The 13,817-nt window shown below is 75.2% G+C and carries 11 protein-coding genes; 10 read left to right on the top strand and 1 reads right to left on the bottom strand.

The genetic code is table 11. The features are described from left to right. Nucleotides 1-5 precede the first annotated feature (5 nt). From ACQPXD_RS40135 to ACQPXD_RS40100, 8 genes are all read left to right on the top strand, one after another. The gene (locus ACQPXD_RS40135) at nt 6-1,682 is read left to right on the top strand and encodes a S8 family serine peptidase (protein WP_432827562.1); all 1,677 of its coding nucleotides are present in this window, start codon (nt 6-8) and stop codon (nt 1,680-1,682) included. Continuing rightward, complete coding sequence (locus tag ACQPXD_RS40130; protein WP_432827560.1) at nt 1,679-2,365, top strand: response regulator transcription factor; 687 nt, start codon at nt 1,679-1,681, stop codon at nt 2,363-2,365. Before ACQPXD_RS40135 ends, ACQPXD_RS40130 begins: the two co-directional genes overlap by 4 nt. Next, nucleotides 2,362-3,105: a hypothetical protein gene (locus ACQPXD_RS40125; protein ID WP_432827558.1), complete on the top strand. Its 744-nt coding sequence runs from the start codon at nt 2,362-2,364 to the stop codon at nt 3,103-3,105. Before ACQPXD_RS40130 ends, ACQPXD_RS40125 begins: the two co-directional genes overlap by 4 nt. Continuing rightward, on the top strand, nt 3,098-5,881 hold the full coding sequence (locus ACQPXD_RS40120) for a right-handed parallel beta-helix repeat-containing protein (protein ID WP_432827556.1): 2,784 nt from the start codon (nt 3,098-3,100) through the stop codon (nt 5,879-5,881). The genes ACQPXD_RS40125 and ACQPXD_RS40120 overlap by 8 nt, the downstream gene beginning before the upstream one ends. Nucleotides 5,882-5,889: 8 nt before the next feature. Then, nucleotides 5,890-9,924 (top strand): type VII secretion protein EccCb, encoded by a 4,035-nt coding sequence (gene eccCb / locus ACQPXD_RS40115; RefSeq protein WP_432827554.1) that lies wholly within the window; start codon nt 5,890-5,892, stop codon nt 9,922-9,924. A 100-nt stretch (nt 9,925-10,024) separates the two neighbouring features. After that, nucleotides 10,025-10,345: a WXG100 family type VII secretion target gene (locus ACQPXD_RS40110; protein ID WP_432827552.1), complete on the top strand. Its 321-nt coding sequence runs from the start codon at nt 10,025-10,027 to the stop codon at nt 10,343-10,345. A gap of 91 nt (nt 10,346-10,436) precedes the next feature. Next, a complete protein-coding gene (locus tag ACQPXD_RS40105; RefSeq protein WP_432827550.1) occupies nt 10,437-10,778 on the top strand; it encodes a WXG100 family type VII secretion target in 342 nt (113 codons plus the stop codon). An 8-nt stretch (nt 10,779-10,786) separates the two neighbouring features. Further along, nucleotides 10,787-12,184 carry an EsaB/YukD family protein gene (locus ACQPXD_RS40100; RefSeq protein WP_432827548.1) on the top strand — a complete coding sequence of 466 codons (1,398 nt, stop codon included), beginning with the start codon at nt 10,787-10,789 and terminating at the stop codon, nt 12,182-12,184. 69 nt (nt 12,185-12,253) lie between these two features. On the opposite strand, the gene ACQPXD_RS40095 is transcribed toward ACQPXD_RS40100, so the two are convergent. After that, the gene (locus tag ACQPXD_RS40095) at nt 12,254-12,892 is read right to left on the bottom strand and encodes a hypothetical protein (protein ID WP_432827546.1); all 639 of its coding nucleotides are present in this window, start codon (nt 12,890-12,892) and stop codon (nt 12,254-12,256) included. A gap of 179 nt (nt 12,893-13,071) precedes the next feature. Here ACQPXD_RS40095 and ACQPXD_RS40090 point away from each other — a divergent pair, with 179 nt between their 5' ends. Both ACQPXD_RS40090 and ACQPXD_RS40085 read left to right on the top strand, forming a co-directional pair. Further along, complete coding sequence (locus ACQPXD_RS40090) at nt 13,072-13,368, top strand: WXG100 family type VII secretion target (protein WP_432827544.1); 297 nt, start codon at nt 13,072-13,074, stop codon at nt 13,366-13,368. A gap of 30 nt (nt 13,369-13,398) precedes the next feature. Next, a complete protein-coding gene (locus ACQPXD_RS40085; protein ID WP_432827542.1) occupies nt 13,399-13,815 on the top strand; it encodes a WXG100 family type VII secretion target in 417 nt (138 codons plus the stop codon). Nucleotides 13,816-13,817: the final 2 nt, after the last annotated feature.

Here is a 13,817-nt window from a genome sequence, read left to right as displayed (position 1 = left end):
GGGCGTTGGCAAAGGTCCGTACATCGTTCATCGCGGCGTTCGTGGTCGTGGTCGCCGTCGGGGCCGCCGTGCTCGGCGCCGCGCAGGCGCTGGCGGCCGAGCAGTTCGTGAAGTACTACACCGTCGCCGCGTCGTACCAGGGAGCCAAGGAGACCCTGGCCGCGATCGCCAACCGCCTGCTGGGCAGCGCCGACCGCGCGGGGGAGATCTTCGACCTCAACGCCGGGCGCACCCAGCCCGACGGGGGCCGGCTGACCGATCCCAGCACGCTGCACGCGGGCTGGATCTTGACGCTGCCGTGGGACGCGGTCGGGCCGGGCGTCGTCTACGGGCCGCTGCCCGCCGCCCCGGCACCGTCCGCGTCGCCGGCCGCCTCGCCGACGAAGCAGGCCGCGGCGCAGAACCGGCCGTCGCCCCCGGCGCCGGCCACCTCCACGGCCGCGGCACCGCGGTCCGCGTCGGCCGCGCCGCCGACCGGCCGGGCCTCCTCGCCCCCCGCCGCCGCCGGCCCCTGCGCCGGCACGGTGAGCGGCAGCACCGGCGCGAGCCAGTGGGCGCAGCTGCGGATGGCCCCGGCCAAGGCGTGGACGCAGACCAAGGGCCGCGGCCAGCTGGTGGCGGTCGTCGACTCCGGCGTGGACGCCAGCCTGCCCGAGCTCACCGGGCACGTCAGCGAGGGCGCCGACATCGTCTCCGGCAGCGGCCGGGGCGACGTCGACTGCCTCGGCTCGGGCACCGCGATGGCCGCCCTGATCGTGGCCCAGCCCGGGCCGGGCGCCGCGGTCAGCGGCATCGCCCCGGACGCGACGGTCATGCCGATCCGGGTGACCAAGGACGCCACGGCCCCGCGCCCGGACGACGTCGCGGCCGGCATCGGCGTCGCCGTCTCCGCCAAGGCCGGGGTCATCGCGCTGGGGCCGCTGGTGGACACCCACGATCCGGCGGTGGCCGAGGCCGTGGTGCAGGCGGCCGGGCACGGCATCGTGGTCGTCGGGGCGGCCCCGACCGGGCCGGCGCCCCAGCCGGGCAGCGCCGAAGCCCGGGCGGAGGAGGTCATGCTGCGCGTCGGCGGCATCGAGGTCGCCGGGGACCCCATCGCCCAGTACCGGGCCGGCGCGGTCGACGTGGTCGCCCCCGGCGGCGAGGTGACCAGCCTCGGCATCGCCGGCACCGGCGTGCGCGTCGGCACCGGCACCCACCTGGCGGTCGCGTTCGCCGCCGCGGTCGTGGCGCTGGTGCGCTCCGCCCACCCGGACCTGGACGCCCCGGCCGTCGTCCAGCGCATCAAGTCCACCTCCGACGCCCTGGGCGGTCACGCCCCCGACACGCGGTTCGGCTTCGGGCTGGTCAACGCCGGCTCGGCGGTCACCGCGGTGCTGGCCGCCGAGCAGGGTCACGCCGGCGACGCCGCGCGCGACGCCGGGGGCGGAACCGGGCACGGCACGGCGCCCCTCGTGCGCACGATCGCGGTCACCGTCATGGTGCTCGTCGCGCTGGTCGCCGCGGCGCTGGTCGTGCTGCGGCTGCGGCGGGTCGTGCGGCCCGCCGAGGAACCCGGGCCGGCCGGGGCGCCGCCGGCCGGCGACGGGGCCTTCCAGACGTACGACACCGACACCGACAACGACGAGGATCCCTGGGCCGGCGACTCCGGCGGCGCGCGGGTCTGGGGACGGAAGCCATGAGCATCGATGCCAGCGTTGACCCCCGCTGCCACGGCGAGCGGCACTACGCGGTGGCCATCGTCGACGACCACCCGGCGTCGCGGACCGGCCTGGAGAAGGTCGTCTCCGACGCCCGCGACCTCACCGTGGCGGCGTCCGCGGGGACCGTCGCCGACCTTGACCCGGCCGTTCCTTTCGACGTGGTACTGCTGGACGTGCCGCAGTTCCGCAGCGGCGGACTGGTGCACGACGTCGAGCTGCTGACCGGCCGGGCCGGCGTCGTGGTGACCTCGACGTGGGGTCAGCCGCCGACGATCGGCGCCATGGTGCGGGCCGGCGCGCGCGGCTACCTGACCCGCCGCTCCGACGTCGCGGTGATCACCACGGCGCTGGCGGCGGTGGCGGCGGGCAGCCTGTTCGTCTGCCCGGAGCTGGTGGGCCGGTTCAACACCGAGCTGACCCGCGGCGCCGTGGAGGACTCGACCGAGCTGTCCCCGCGCGAGGTGGAGACGCTGCGCTGGATCGCCATGGGCCTCACCCACGCGCAGATCGCGCGCCGGATGGGGCTCACCGAGGCGACCGTGAACACCTACACCAAGCGCATCCGGGCCAAGCTCAACGCCGGCAACAAGGCCGAGCTGACCCGCATCGCCATCGAACTGGGCCACGTCAATCCCGGCGACCACCGGTTCCCGGCCGCATGAGCCTGCCGCTGCCGGGGGCGGCGCCGCCCCCGGACGAGGAGGAGTCGCCGCGGCGCACCTTCGTGCGGGCCTTCGCCGGCAACGCGTGGCGCCGGCCCAACCCGGACCGGATGCACGCGCGGCCGGTGAGCACCGTGATGATGGCGGTGGTGGCGTGCGGCCTGGCCATGCTCGTCGGCGTGGTGTGGGGCGTGATCCGCCCGGCCCGGCCGACCGCCGCGGCGCCGGAGCGCCGCTCCACCGACCCGGCGACGTTCACCGCGCTCGCCGGCTGGGACTGCGCCGGCACCGACCACTCGGGCTTCGAGGCGGTCGGGCGCACCCCGCAGTGGTACACGGTGGCCACCGGCGGCTGGGCCGCCGACGGCTGCCGGGGCACCTTCGCCGCCCTGCCGATGAGCGGGCGGGCCGGCGCCGAGGACCCCGACCAGTACGTGACGTGGTGGTTCGCCACCGGCGCGACGGTCACCCGGTGCGCGGTCGCGGTGTACCTGCCGGTGGGCGCCAAGCCCGCGGACGCCGCCGCGACCGCGGCGCGCTACGACGTGCTCGCCGGGCGGTCCGGCACCGCGTACGCGGCGTTCACCGTCGACCAGACCGCCCGGCCCGGCCGCTGGCAGGACGCCGGCACGTTCCCGGTGAGCGGCGGGCTGGCCCTCCGGCTGGGCAACCGCGGCGTGCCGGCCCGGCCCGGCGCGATGATCGCGGTCGCCCAGGTCAAGGTCGACTGTCGTGTCTGAGCAGGTCTTCGAGCACGGAAGAGGGCTGACCATGCAGGTGATGCCGGAGGCGCCGGCCGGCCTGGAACGCGTCTCCCCGCGCGGCTGGAACCGGCACCGGACGATCGCGGCGGCGGCCCGGGCCGCCGGGGCCGGCGCCACCGTGGCCGTCGCCCCCGGCGAGTACGTCGAGTCCCTCGTGCTCGACGACGCGGTCGCCGTGGTGGCCGAGGACGCCAAGGGGGCGGTGATCCTGACCGCCCCGGCCGGTGCCGGACCGGCGCTGCGGGTGCGCTCCGGCGCGGTGACGCTGCGCGGGCTGACGCTGCGTGGCGCCGACCCGGCCGGCCCCGTCGTGTCGGTCGAGGGCGGCGAGGTGGTGCTGGAGCGGTGCACCGTCGAGCGGGGCCGCGTCGAGGTGGGCGAGCAGGCCGGCCTGGTGCTGCGCGACTGCACCCTGTCCGGCGCGGCCGGTGCGGCGCTCTTCCTGCGCGACGACGCGCGGGCCGAGGTCTCCGGCTGCACCGTGGAGGGCGTGGACGGCGCCGGGCTGCTCGCCGCGGACGCCTCCCGGGCGAGCGTGAGCGGTACCGCCGTGCGCCGGTCGACCGGACCGGGGGTGCACGCCACCGGCACCGCCCGGCTCGCGCTGGCCGACTGCGCCGTCTCCGCCACCGCCGGGCCGGGCGTCCTCGTGGCCGAGCGGGCCGAGCTGCGGCTGCGGGCCTGCCGGATCAGCGACGCCGAGGGCTCCGGGCTGGAGATCTCCGGCAGCGCGCCGTTCGCCCGGCCCCTGCCGGACCTCACTCCCCTGGTGGACGCCGAGGCGGAAGCGGTACCGGTGGCGCAGCCGGAGCCGTCCGGGCGCGGCGGGGTGGTCGCCGAGTCGACCCAGATCGTGCGCCCGCGCGGCGCCGGGGTCTCCGTCGGCGGCGCCGGGCAGGTCGTGCTGCGCGAGTGCGAGATCGCCGACCCGGCCGGACCGGGCGTGGTCGTCGCCGACACCGCGCGGCTGGGGCTGTCCGGGTGCCGGGTGACCGGGTCCGCCTCGAGCGGGCTCGCGCTGCGCGGCACCGCGCAGGCCGCCGGCGACGGCCTGGTCGTGACCGGCGCCGCGGCCAACGGCGTCTACCTCGGCGAGGACAGCCGGGCGCTGCTGTTCGCGCCGCAGATCGCCGACGCCGGCTACGCGGCGGTCTACGCGTGCGACAACGCGCTGGCCGGGCTGGCCGACTGCGACGTGCGCGACACCCCCGAACAGGGCGTGCGGGTCACCGGCCGGGCCATGGTCCGCCTGGCCGGCGGCTCGGTCACCGCGGCCGCGCTGGGCGGCGTCGTGGTGGACGAGCTCGCCGACGTGGCGCTGCGCGGCACGACCGTGGCCGGCTGCGGCGTCGGGATCAAGCTCGCCACCCCGCACCGCCCGCTCGTCGCGGACTGCGTCATCCGCGACATCGCCGACACCGGCATCGAGATCGGCGTCGGCACCGGCGCCACCGTGCGCGGCGGGCGGATCAGCGGGTGCGGCGCGGCCGGCGTGTTCGTCGACACCGGCGCGGCGCCGCTGCTGGACGGCTGCGAGATCACCGCGTCCGGCGGCTCCGGCGTCATCGTGTGGGAGGGCGCCGACCCGGCCGTCCGCGACGTGCGGATCTCGCACTGCCGCAAGAACGGCGTGTTCGTCGCGCCCGGCGGCCGGGGCACGTTCGTGGCCGCCGACGTGTCGCACACCGAGTTCCCGGCGCTGTTCGTCGGGGCGGGGGCGGCGCCGGCGTTCCGCGGCTGCCACGTCCACGACACCGACGAGGACCTGGCCGCCGCGGACGGCGCCGCCGCGACGTTCGAGGAGTGCCGGGCGAGCGGCGTGCGCACGGCCACGATGCCCACCGCCGCCCCGGCCGGGCGGGCGGTGCCGGCCCCGGCCGGGCCGCGCGCGCCGGCGCCGGCGCTGTCGGCCGACGTGCCGCTGCCCGGCGCCGAGCGGCTCGACCAGCTGCTCACCCAGCTCAACGGCCTCATCGGGCTGGGCCGGGTCAAGCAGGACGTCGGCATGCTGGTCAAGCTGATGCGGATGGTGGCCCGCCGGCGCGAGGCCGGGCTGGCGCCGCCGCCGCTGTCGCGGCACCTCGTCTTCGCCGGCAACCCCGGCACCGGCAAGACCACCGTCGCGCGGGTCTACGGCCAGATCCTCGCCGCCCTCGACATCCTCACCACCGGCCACCTGGTCGAGGTCGACCGCGGCCAGCTCGTCGGCGAGTACGTCGGGCACACCGCACCCAAGACCCAGGCGGCGTTCCGGCGGGCGATCGGCGGCGTGCTGTTCATCGACGAGGCGTACGCCCTCGTGCCGGAGGGGCAGAACAACGACTTCGGGCACGAGGCGATCGCCACCCTGGTGAAGCTCATGGAGGACCACCGCGACGAGGTCGTGGTCATCGTGGCCGGCTACCCCGACGACATGAGCCGCTTCATCTCCGCCAACCCGGGCCTCGCCTCCCGGTTCACCCGCACCCTGACGTTCGACGACTACACCACCGGCGAGCTGGTCGAGATCGTGGCGCACCACAGCGCCGAGCACCAGTACCGCCTCACCGAGCCGACCCGCGCCGCGCTGGCCCGTTTCTTCGACGCCACCGAGCGCGGCGAGGGCTTCGGCAACGGCCGGTTCGCCCGGCAGGTGTTCCAGCGGATGACCGAGCGGCACGCCGCCCGGGTCACCGAGCTGCTCGACACCGGCACCGAAGAGCTGAGCACCCTGCGCCCGGAGGACCTGCCCGAGCCGGGCAGCGTCGCCTAGGAGGACCGATGACCCGCCAGATGTTCCACCGGCCGGCGCGGTTCGTCCCGCCGGAGCTGCCGGCCGACAAGGTGGTACTGCCCCAGCCGCCGGAGGCGGCCCAGCCGAACCCGGCCGGGTCGTGGATGGCGGTGCTGCTGCCGCTGCTGGGCAGCGTCGGCATGGCCGCCTACATGATCACGTTCGGGCGGCCGCTGCTCGTCGTCATCGGCATCATCTTCGTGCTCGGCGCGGTCGGCGCCACCGTCGGCATGCGCTGGCAGATGCGCGCCACCACCCGCAGCCAGCTGCGCCGCCGCCGGATCCGCTACCGGGCCCACCTGGCCACCACCCGGGCCAACGCCCGCCGGGTCGCCGAGCACCAGCAGCTGCTGGCCGCCTGGGCGCACCCGTCGCCGGAGCGGCTGTTCGCCATCGCCGGCAACCGGGCCCGGGTCTGGGAGCGCCGGCAGAGCGACGCCGACTTCCTCAAGGTGCGGCTCGGGCTGGGCGAGGCGGAGCTGGCCACGCCGCTGCAGATCGGCAACCGGCTCGACCCGATGGCCGACTACGACTGGGAGTCGATGCGCGCGGCCCGGCGGCTGGTCAGCCGCTTCGGCCGGGTGCACCGCCAGCCACTGCTGATCGACCTGGGCGGGTCCGGCGTCGCCAGCGTGATCGGGCCGCCCCGGCGGGCCGCCGAGCTGGTGTCGGCGCTCGTGTGCCAGGTCGCGGTGCTGCACGCGCCCGGCGACGTGCTGATCGCGGTCGACTCGGCCGGCGCGGCGGCGTTCGACTGGATGAAGTGGCTGCCGCACGCCCAGGAGCCCGACTCGTACGGCCCGGCCGGCACCCTGCCGCTGATCGCGACCGACGTCGAGCACCTCACCGAGTTCCTGGGCAAGCAGCTGCTGCAGCGGCAGGAGCAGGCCGCCGCACGGCGGATGCAGGTGGGCTACGACCGGCGCGGCGTCCCGGTGCAGCAGCGCCTGCTGGTCATCTTCAGCGGCTTCGACCCGGTCTCCGAGTTCGGCCGCTCGGCGCTGCTGCGTGACCTGCTGGACAACGCCGGGCCGCAGTACGGCCTCACCCTGCTCTTCCTGGTGCGCCAGGAGGGCGACGAACCGGGCCGGGTCGACCTGCGGATCCGCGTCGGCGCCGACGGCGCCCTCGCCGCCGAGGGCCGGCTCGCGCTGCTCAGCGCGCCGACCGACCGCGCCGCCGCCGACCTGGTGCCGGTCGCCCTGGCCGAGCAGATCGCCCGGCGGATCGCGCCGCTCGTGCTCGGCGACGAGCGGGAACAGCTGCTGACCCGCACCGTCTCGCTCGCCGAGATGCTGCTCGGCCGCGACCTGCGCACCGCCGAGATCACCGCCGGCTGGGTGGGAGCCGAGCAGGAGCGGGTGCTCAAGGTGCCGATCGGCACCGACGGCGAGGGCGAGCCGGTCATCCTCGACATGAAGGAGTCGGCCCAGGGCGGCTCCGGCCCGCACGGCCTGGTCGTCGGCGCCACCGGCTCCGGCAAGAGCGAGCTGATGCGCACCCTGGTGACCGCGCTCGCCCTCACCCACTCGCCGGAGCTGCTGAGCTTCGTGCTGGTCGACTTCAAGGGCGGCGCGACCTTCGCCTCGCTGGTCGAGCTGCCGCACGTGGCCGGCCTCATCACCAACCTCGCCGACGACCTGGCGCTGGTCGACCGGATGCAGGCCGCGCTGCAGGGTGAGCAGCAGCGCCGCCAGCAGCTGCTGCGCGCGGCCGGCAACGTCGACTCGGTGCGCGACTACCAGGTCCGGCAGGCGTCCGGGGCCACCGGCGCCGACGGCCGGCCGCTGCCGCCGCTGCCGTACCTGCTCATCATCGTCGACGAGTTCGGCGAGCTGCTCTCCCGCCGGCCCGACCTGGTCGACCTGTTCGTGCAGATCGGCCGGGTCGGGCGCAGCCTCGGCATGCACCTGCTGCTGGCCACCCAGCGGCTGGAGGAGGGGCGGCTGCGCGGGCTGGACTCGCACCTGTCGTACCGCATCTGCCTGCGCACCTTCAGCGCGGCCGAGAGCCGCACGGTCATCGGCACCACCGACGCCTACCGCCTGCCGGCCATTCCCGGCTCGGCGTACCTCAAGGTCGACGAGTCGATCTACCAGCGGTTCCGGGTCGCGCACGTGTCCGCGCCCTACCGCGGCCCCGGCCCGGACGAGGGGGAGGCCGCCCCGGCCACGCTGGTGCCGTTCGACCTGCGCCGCTCGGCCGCGGAGCAGGAGGCGCCCGCGCCCACCGCCCCCGCGGTCGCGGAAGGCCCCGCCGAGTCGCAGGTCGTCGTGGAGCGGCTGCGCTCCGTCGGGCGGCTCGCGCACCAGGTCTGGCTGCCGCCGCTGCCCACCGCCGTGGCCCTCGACGAGGTGCTGGGCCCGGTGGCCGTGCAGCCCGGGCGCGGGCTGGTGGCCCGGATCTGGCCGCTGCCCGGGTCGCTGAAGGTGCCGGTCGGCATCATCGACCTGCCGGCCCTGCAGCAGCAGCAGAAGATGGTCCTGGACTTCAGCGGCCCGCACGGCCACCTCGCCGTGGTCGGCGCGCCGCAGATGGGGCGCAGCACCCTGCTGCGCACGCTGCTGCTCGCCGCGATGCTGACGCACACGCCGGAGGAGCTTCAGGTGTACTGCATCGACCTCGGCGGTGGCGGCCTGCATCAGCTCGCCGGCGCACCGCACGTCGGCGCGGTGGCCGGGCGGACGGACGTCGAGCTGGTCGGGCGCACCCTCGCCGAGCTGCGCGGGCTCATCGCCGAGCGGGAGCGGCTGTTCCGCCGGCTCGGCGTCGACAACATCGCCGGTTTCCGGGCCCTGCGCGACGCGGGCACCCTGCCGGCGGGCGTCCGCGCCGCCGACGTCTTCCTCGTCATCGACAACTGGGGCGCCCTGCGCGCCGAGTTCGAGCCGGCCGAGGGGATCGTCACCGAGATCGCGGCGCGCGGCCTCGGCGCCGGGGTCCACCTCGTGCTCACCACCAACCGGTGGTCGGAGATCCGCTCCGCGCTGCGCGACAGCATCGGCTCCCGGCTGGAGTTCCGGCTCAACGACCCCTACGAGTCGGAGATCAACCGCCAGCTGGCCAAGCAGATCCCCGCCGCGGCCGGCCGCGGGATCGTCGCGCCCGGCGTGTTCTGCCAGATCCTGCTGCCGCGCGTGGACGGCGCCGCCGACACCGACGGGCTGCGCGAGGCGCTGCAGGGCACGGTCGAGGACATGCGCCGGCACTGGAGCGGCCCGGCCGCGCCGCGGGTCCGCCTCCTGCCCGAGCGGATCACCGTCGACGAGCTCGACGCGCTCGCCGCCACCCTCAACGGCTCCCTGCGCACCGACGGCGTGCGCATCGGCGTTGGCGAGACCGATCTCAATCCCGTCGGCGTCGACCTCACCGGCGGCGACGCGCACTTCCTCGTCTTCGGCGACACCGGCTCCGGCAAGACCGAGTTCCTGCGCACGTACCTGCACGGGCTCGTCCGCCACCACACCTCCGACGAGGCCCGGGTCGTGCTCGTGGACTACCGGCGCTCGCTGCTCGGCGCGCTGCCCGGCGACTACGTCGCCGCGTATGCCGGCGACGCCGAGGCGGCCGGCGCCTACGCCACCCAGGTGGCGCAGCGGCTGCGCGAGCGCCTGCCACCGCCCGACGTCACCCCGCAGCAGCTGCGCGAGCGCAGCTGGTGGGAGGGGTCGGACATCTACGTCGTGGTGGACGACTATGACCTCGTCGGCGGCGGCCTCAACGCCCCGCTGGCGCCGCTGCAGGAGTTCCTGCCGCACGCCCGCGACGTCGGCCTGCACCTGGTGCTGGCCCGGCGGGTGGCGGGCCTGTCCCGGGCCATGAACGACCCGCTGATCGGCCGGATCCGCGAGCTGGGCTGCTCCGGGCTGGTGCTGTCCGGCGATCGGCGGGAGGGGGCCGTCCTGGGCGAGGAGCGGGCCGAGGCGCGCCCGCCGGGCCGGGGCGTGCTGGTCCGCCGTGGCGCGCCCGGCCTGCTGGTCCAGGTGGCCACCGGGGCCGCGGAGCTGGCGACGGCCGGATGAGCGTTGTGGGACACCAGAATCGGTTTCTCCCGGTGCGCGGCGGCGGCTGCGACGATGCGAGGACCAGGGGACTGATGCCGACACCGAAGGGAGACCGCCCATGGCGTACTTCGAGGTAACCCCGGAAGCCCTCCAGCAGGGCGCCAGCAGCTGTGAAAGCTCGGCGGGGCAGATCAGCGACCAGCTGAACGCCCTGAAGTCCTACGTCCTGCAGCTCGGCGAGGAGTGGCTCGGGATGACCGCCCAGGAGTTCACGCTCCTGATGGACCAGTGGGACGCGCACTCGCGCACCCTGCACACCGCGCTCGTCGGCATCGCCGACGGCCTGCGCAAAAACGCGGGGGACTACGCCGAGCACGAGGGCGTCAACCTCACCAACGTCACGTCCATCGCCGGCAGCCTGCCCGCGCTGCGCGTCTGACCCGCACGCCCTTCCGGACCGCCGGCCCCTCGGCGGTCGGCCCGACCCCGACCCCGCCGCCGACCGGCGGCCCGACCCCAAGGAGAAGCCCATGGCAGACGTGATGGACACCCGCCTCAAGGTACCGCCGGAGCTGGAGGGCGCCGGACCGAAGATCAGCGGCGTCTCGGCCGAGCTCGGCGGCATCCTCGCCCAGCTCAAGACGCTGCTCGCGCCGCTGGACCAGTCCTGGACCGGCTCGGGCCGCATCGCCTACGGCGAGTACCAGCAGGAGTGGGACACCGCCGCCACCGGCCTGTTCGGCACCGGGGACGCCGACAACAACGGCAAGCCCGACGGCGTCCTGCCGCAGATCGCCAAGGCGGCCACCATCGCCTGGGAGAACTACAAGAACTGCGAGACCGGCATCACCTCCGGCTGGCGGCACAACTGACCGTGGCCATGGTCGACGAACTGAGCCGGATCACGGTGATCGGCGCGCGGCGGCGCGTCGACATCGCGGTGCCCAGTCGCGCACCGGTCGGCGAGTACGTAACCCGGCTCGCCGACCTGTGCGGCCAGGACCGCGACAACGTCCTGCCCGCCGCATGGTCGCTGGCTCCGGCCGGCGGCGCCGTCCTGCCGCTGAACGCGAGCCTCGCCGACGCGCACGTGCCCGACGGGCAGGTGCTCTACCTGCGCGACCTCACCGACCGCTCCAACGCGGACCCGGTCGTGGACGAGCTCGACGAGGTGGTCGCGGAGGCCGCCGACCGGCACCGCTGGGGCATCCTGCCGCGCGGCGTCGTGCTCACCGTCCTCGGCCTGCTGTGGGTCGCCGCGACGGCGCTGTACCTGGCGGTGCGCACCGGGCCGGCGGACGTCCTCGTCCCCGCCGTCGCGCTCTCCGGCACCGCCGTGGTGCTCCTCGCCGCCGCCTGGTCCATGGCCCAGCGGCGCGGCGGCATCCCGCCGGTGCTGGTCCTGCTCACGTCGCTGTCGGCCGTCCCGTGCCTGGCCGGCGCCGGCGTGCTCGTCGCCGTCGCGCTGGCCGGGGCGCAGTACGGCTGGGCCGGCGCCGTCATCGGCGCCAACGCCGGCGCCGCGATGGCGATCGCCGCGGCGCCCGAGCCGGTCCTGCTCGCCGTCGAGCTGCAGCTGGCCGTGGCCGGGCTGCTCACCCCGATCGTCATCGGCGCCGGCCTGCACGGCGACGGCCTGGCCGCGCTGGCCGCCGTCACCGCGATCGGGCTGCTGGCCACCGCCCGGTGGTCGGCCGGGGGCATCACCGCCGCGGCGAGCCGGCCGCCCCGCCCCGACGCCGGGTTCGCCGGCGAGGTCACCGCGCTGCTGGTGCGCGGCAGCCGGCTGCTGGCCGTGGTGATGGCCGGCCCGGCGGTGGTACTCGTCGCCGCCACCGGCACCCTGGCGAACTCGGACAACGGCTGGGCCGCGCTGCTCGCCCTGATCGCCGTCGTGGGCCTGCTGGGCCGGACCGCGCAGACCGCGTTCGGCGCCGAACTGGTCGTGCTCGGCACGGCCGGGTTCACCGCGCTGTTCGTCCTGCTCGTCGCGCTGTCCCGGCGCCTGGCGCTCGGCGGGCTCGGCGTGCTGCTGCTCGCCGTGGTCGGGCTGTTCGTGGTGGGACTGGGCGTGTCGATGGTGCTGCGGCACCGCCCGCCCCCGCCGGCGCCCCCGCCCGGCGGACCGGAAGACGTCATCGGCGCCACGCCGCCGATCCGCCGGACCGTCGCCGAGGTGCTGGTCACCCTGTGCGACCTGGCCGCGCTGCCGGTGGCGATGGGCGCCTTCGGGCTGCTCGGCTCACTGTCCGTGCTCACCCGCGGCTGGGTTAGCTGACCCAGCCGTACCGGACGAGTGCGCCCCCGCCGCGGCAGCAGCGGGGGCGCACGGTCTTTCGGGGGTCGGTCAGGCGACCGCTTCGGGCGGCTCGGACGCCGCGTCGGCCTTCGCGTAGACCTGGGCGGCGTCGTTGAGCTTGGCGGTGAACACGCCGGCGAGGTGGATGACGCCGGCGACCCCGGTGAGCAGGTTGTCCTGGATCATCTTGACCTTGTGGTTGTCGGCCGGGTCGCCGCCGCCGGTGAAGTCCCAGCTCGCCGACTCGAGGACCATCTCGCGCAGGTTGCCGTACTCGACCACCATCTTGTTGCTCTCCACGAGGATGGTGTTCTCGGCGTCGCGGATGGATCCGGTGTGGACGCTGAACCGGGTGTAGGGCTGATCCGCCCCGCCGCCGCCCGCCGTGCCGTCCGACCCGCCGTACACCATCGCGCTGGGGATGTCGGGCGCGTACCCCCACAGCTGCTCCAGCGCCGGCGGCTTGACGTCCGTGATCGGCTCGTCGGGATCGTAGCTGGGGTTCTTGGACCCGTCGGGGAGATGACTGTAGTCCGTCGCCTTCGCGTAGCCCCAGTTCTTGACCGCCCAGTCGTCCGGCCCGGGCAGGCTTCCGGAGATCCAGCGGAAGCCGCCTCTGGTGCCGGGTGCCCAGTGTCCGACCGGATTGTGCCGGTTCTCGTTCGTGACCGGATGCCAGTCCGTCATGTGCCCTCCCGGAGCCGTCGAACCTGAGATACCACCGACCCAACTCTCGGCGGCCGAGCGGGCGCGGGCAATGTCCCAGTTTCGGTGACCTGCGCGCGGGCCAACGGGACTTCTGCCCCGCCGCGCGGGCTGGCTACGGTCGCATCGACCGGCATATCCATCGCGTTGGGGGTGCACGAATGAACGGCTTCGACGTGGATCTGGGCGCGCTGCTGGCGGCGATCGGGAAGGTCCGCAGCGAGCAGGCGGGCATGGAGGAGGACGTCAAGAACCTCAAGCAGTCCTTCGACCGGATCGAGGAGTACTGGAGCAGCCCCGCCGGCGCGAAGTTCCCCCCGCTGCGGCAGGCGTTCGACACGCACTCGGACACGCTGGTCGCGCTGCTCAAGGAGGCCGTCAACCGGATGCAGCAGTCCTACGACCACTACAAGCAGACCGAGGGCGTCAACACGCGCGGCATCGCCTCGGGCAAGTGACGGGTCCGCATCGAGGCCGAGAGGTGGAACATGGCCGACTACAACAGCCCTGACACGGAGATCGCGGTCGATCCGTTGGGCCTCGATGAAGAGGTCGGCACCATCAAGACGCTCGCCCAGTCGATGGCCGACCACATCGGCGCCGTCGTCAAGTGCTGGGCCGACCTCCACGTGAGCTGGAACGGCGAGAGCGCCGACGAGGCCGCCGACTTCAACGAGCGCTGGCGCAAGGTGATGGTGCACCTGTACGGCACCGAAGGGGACGAGAAGTCCGGCGTCGTCAACCAGATCGGCCAGATCGTCACCATCGCCGCGCAGAACTACACCAACGTGGAGCGCGACGTGCGCAAGTCCTTCGTCGAGCTGCTGGACGCGCTGAACAACCCGGCGCCGGCCGGCGGCTCCGCGACCGACGACACGCACGCGCCCATCACGATCGACTACTGAGC

The sequence above is a fragment of the Dactylosporangium sp. CA-092794 genome, assembly GCF_050948465.1.
GTDB lineage: Bacteria > Actinomycetota > Actinomycetes > Mycobacteriales > Micromonosporaceae > Dactylosporangium.
The sequence above is the reverse complement of the archived record's forward strand: the minus strand, read 5'-3'. Positions and strand labels throughout refer to the sequence as shown.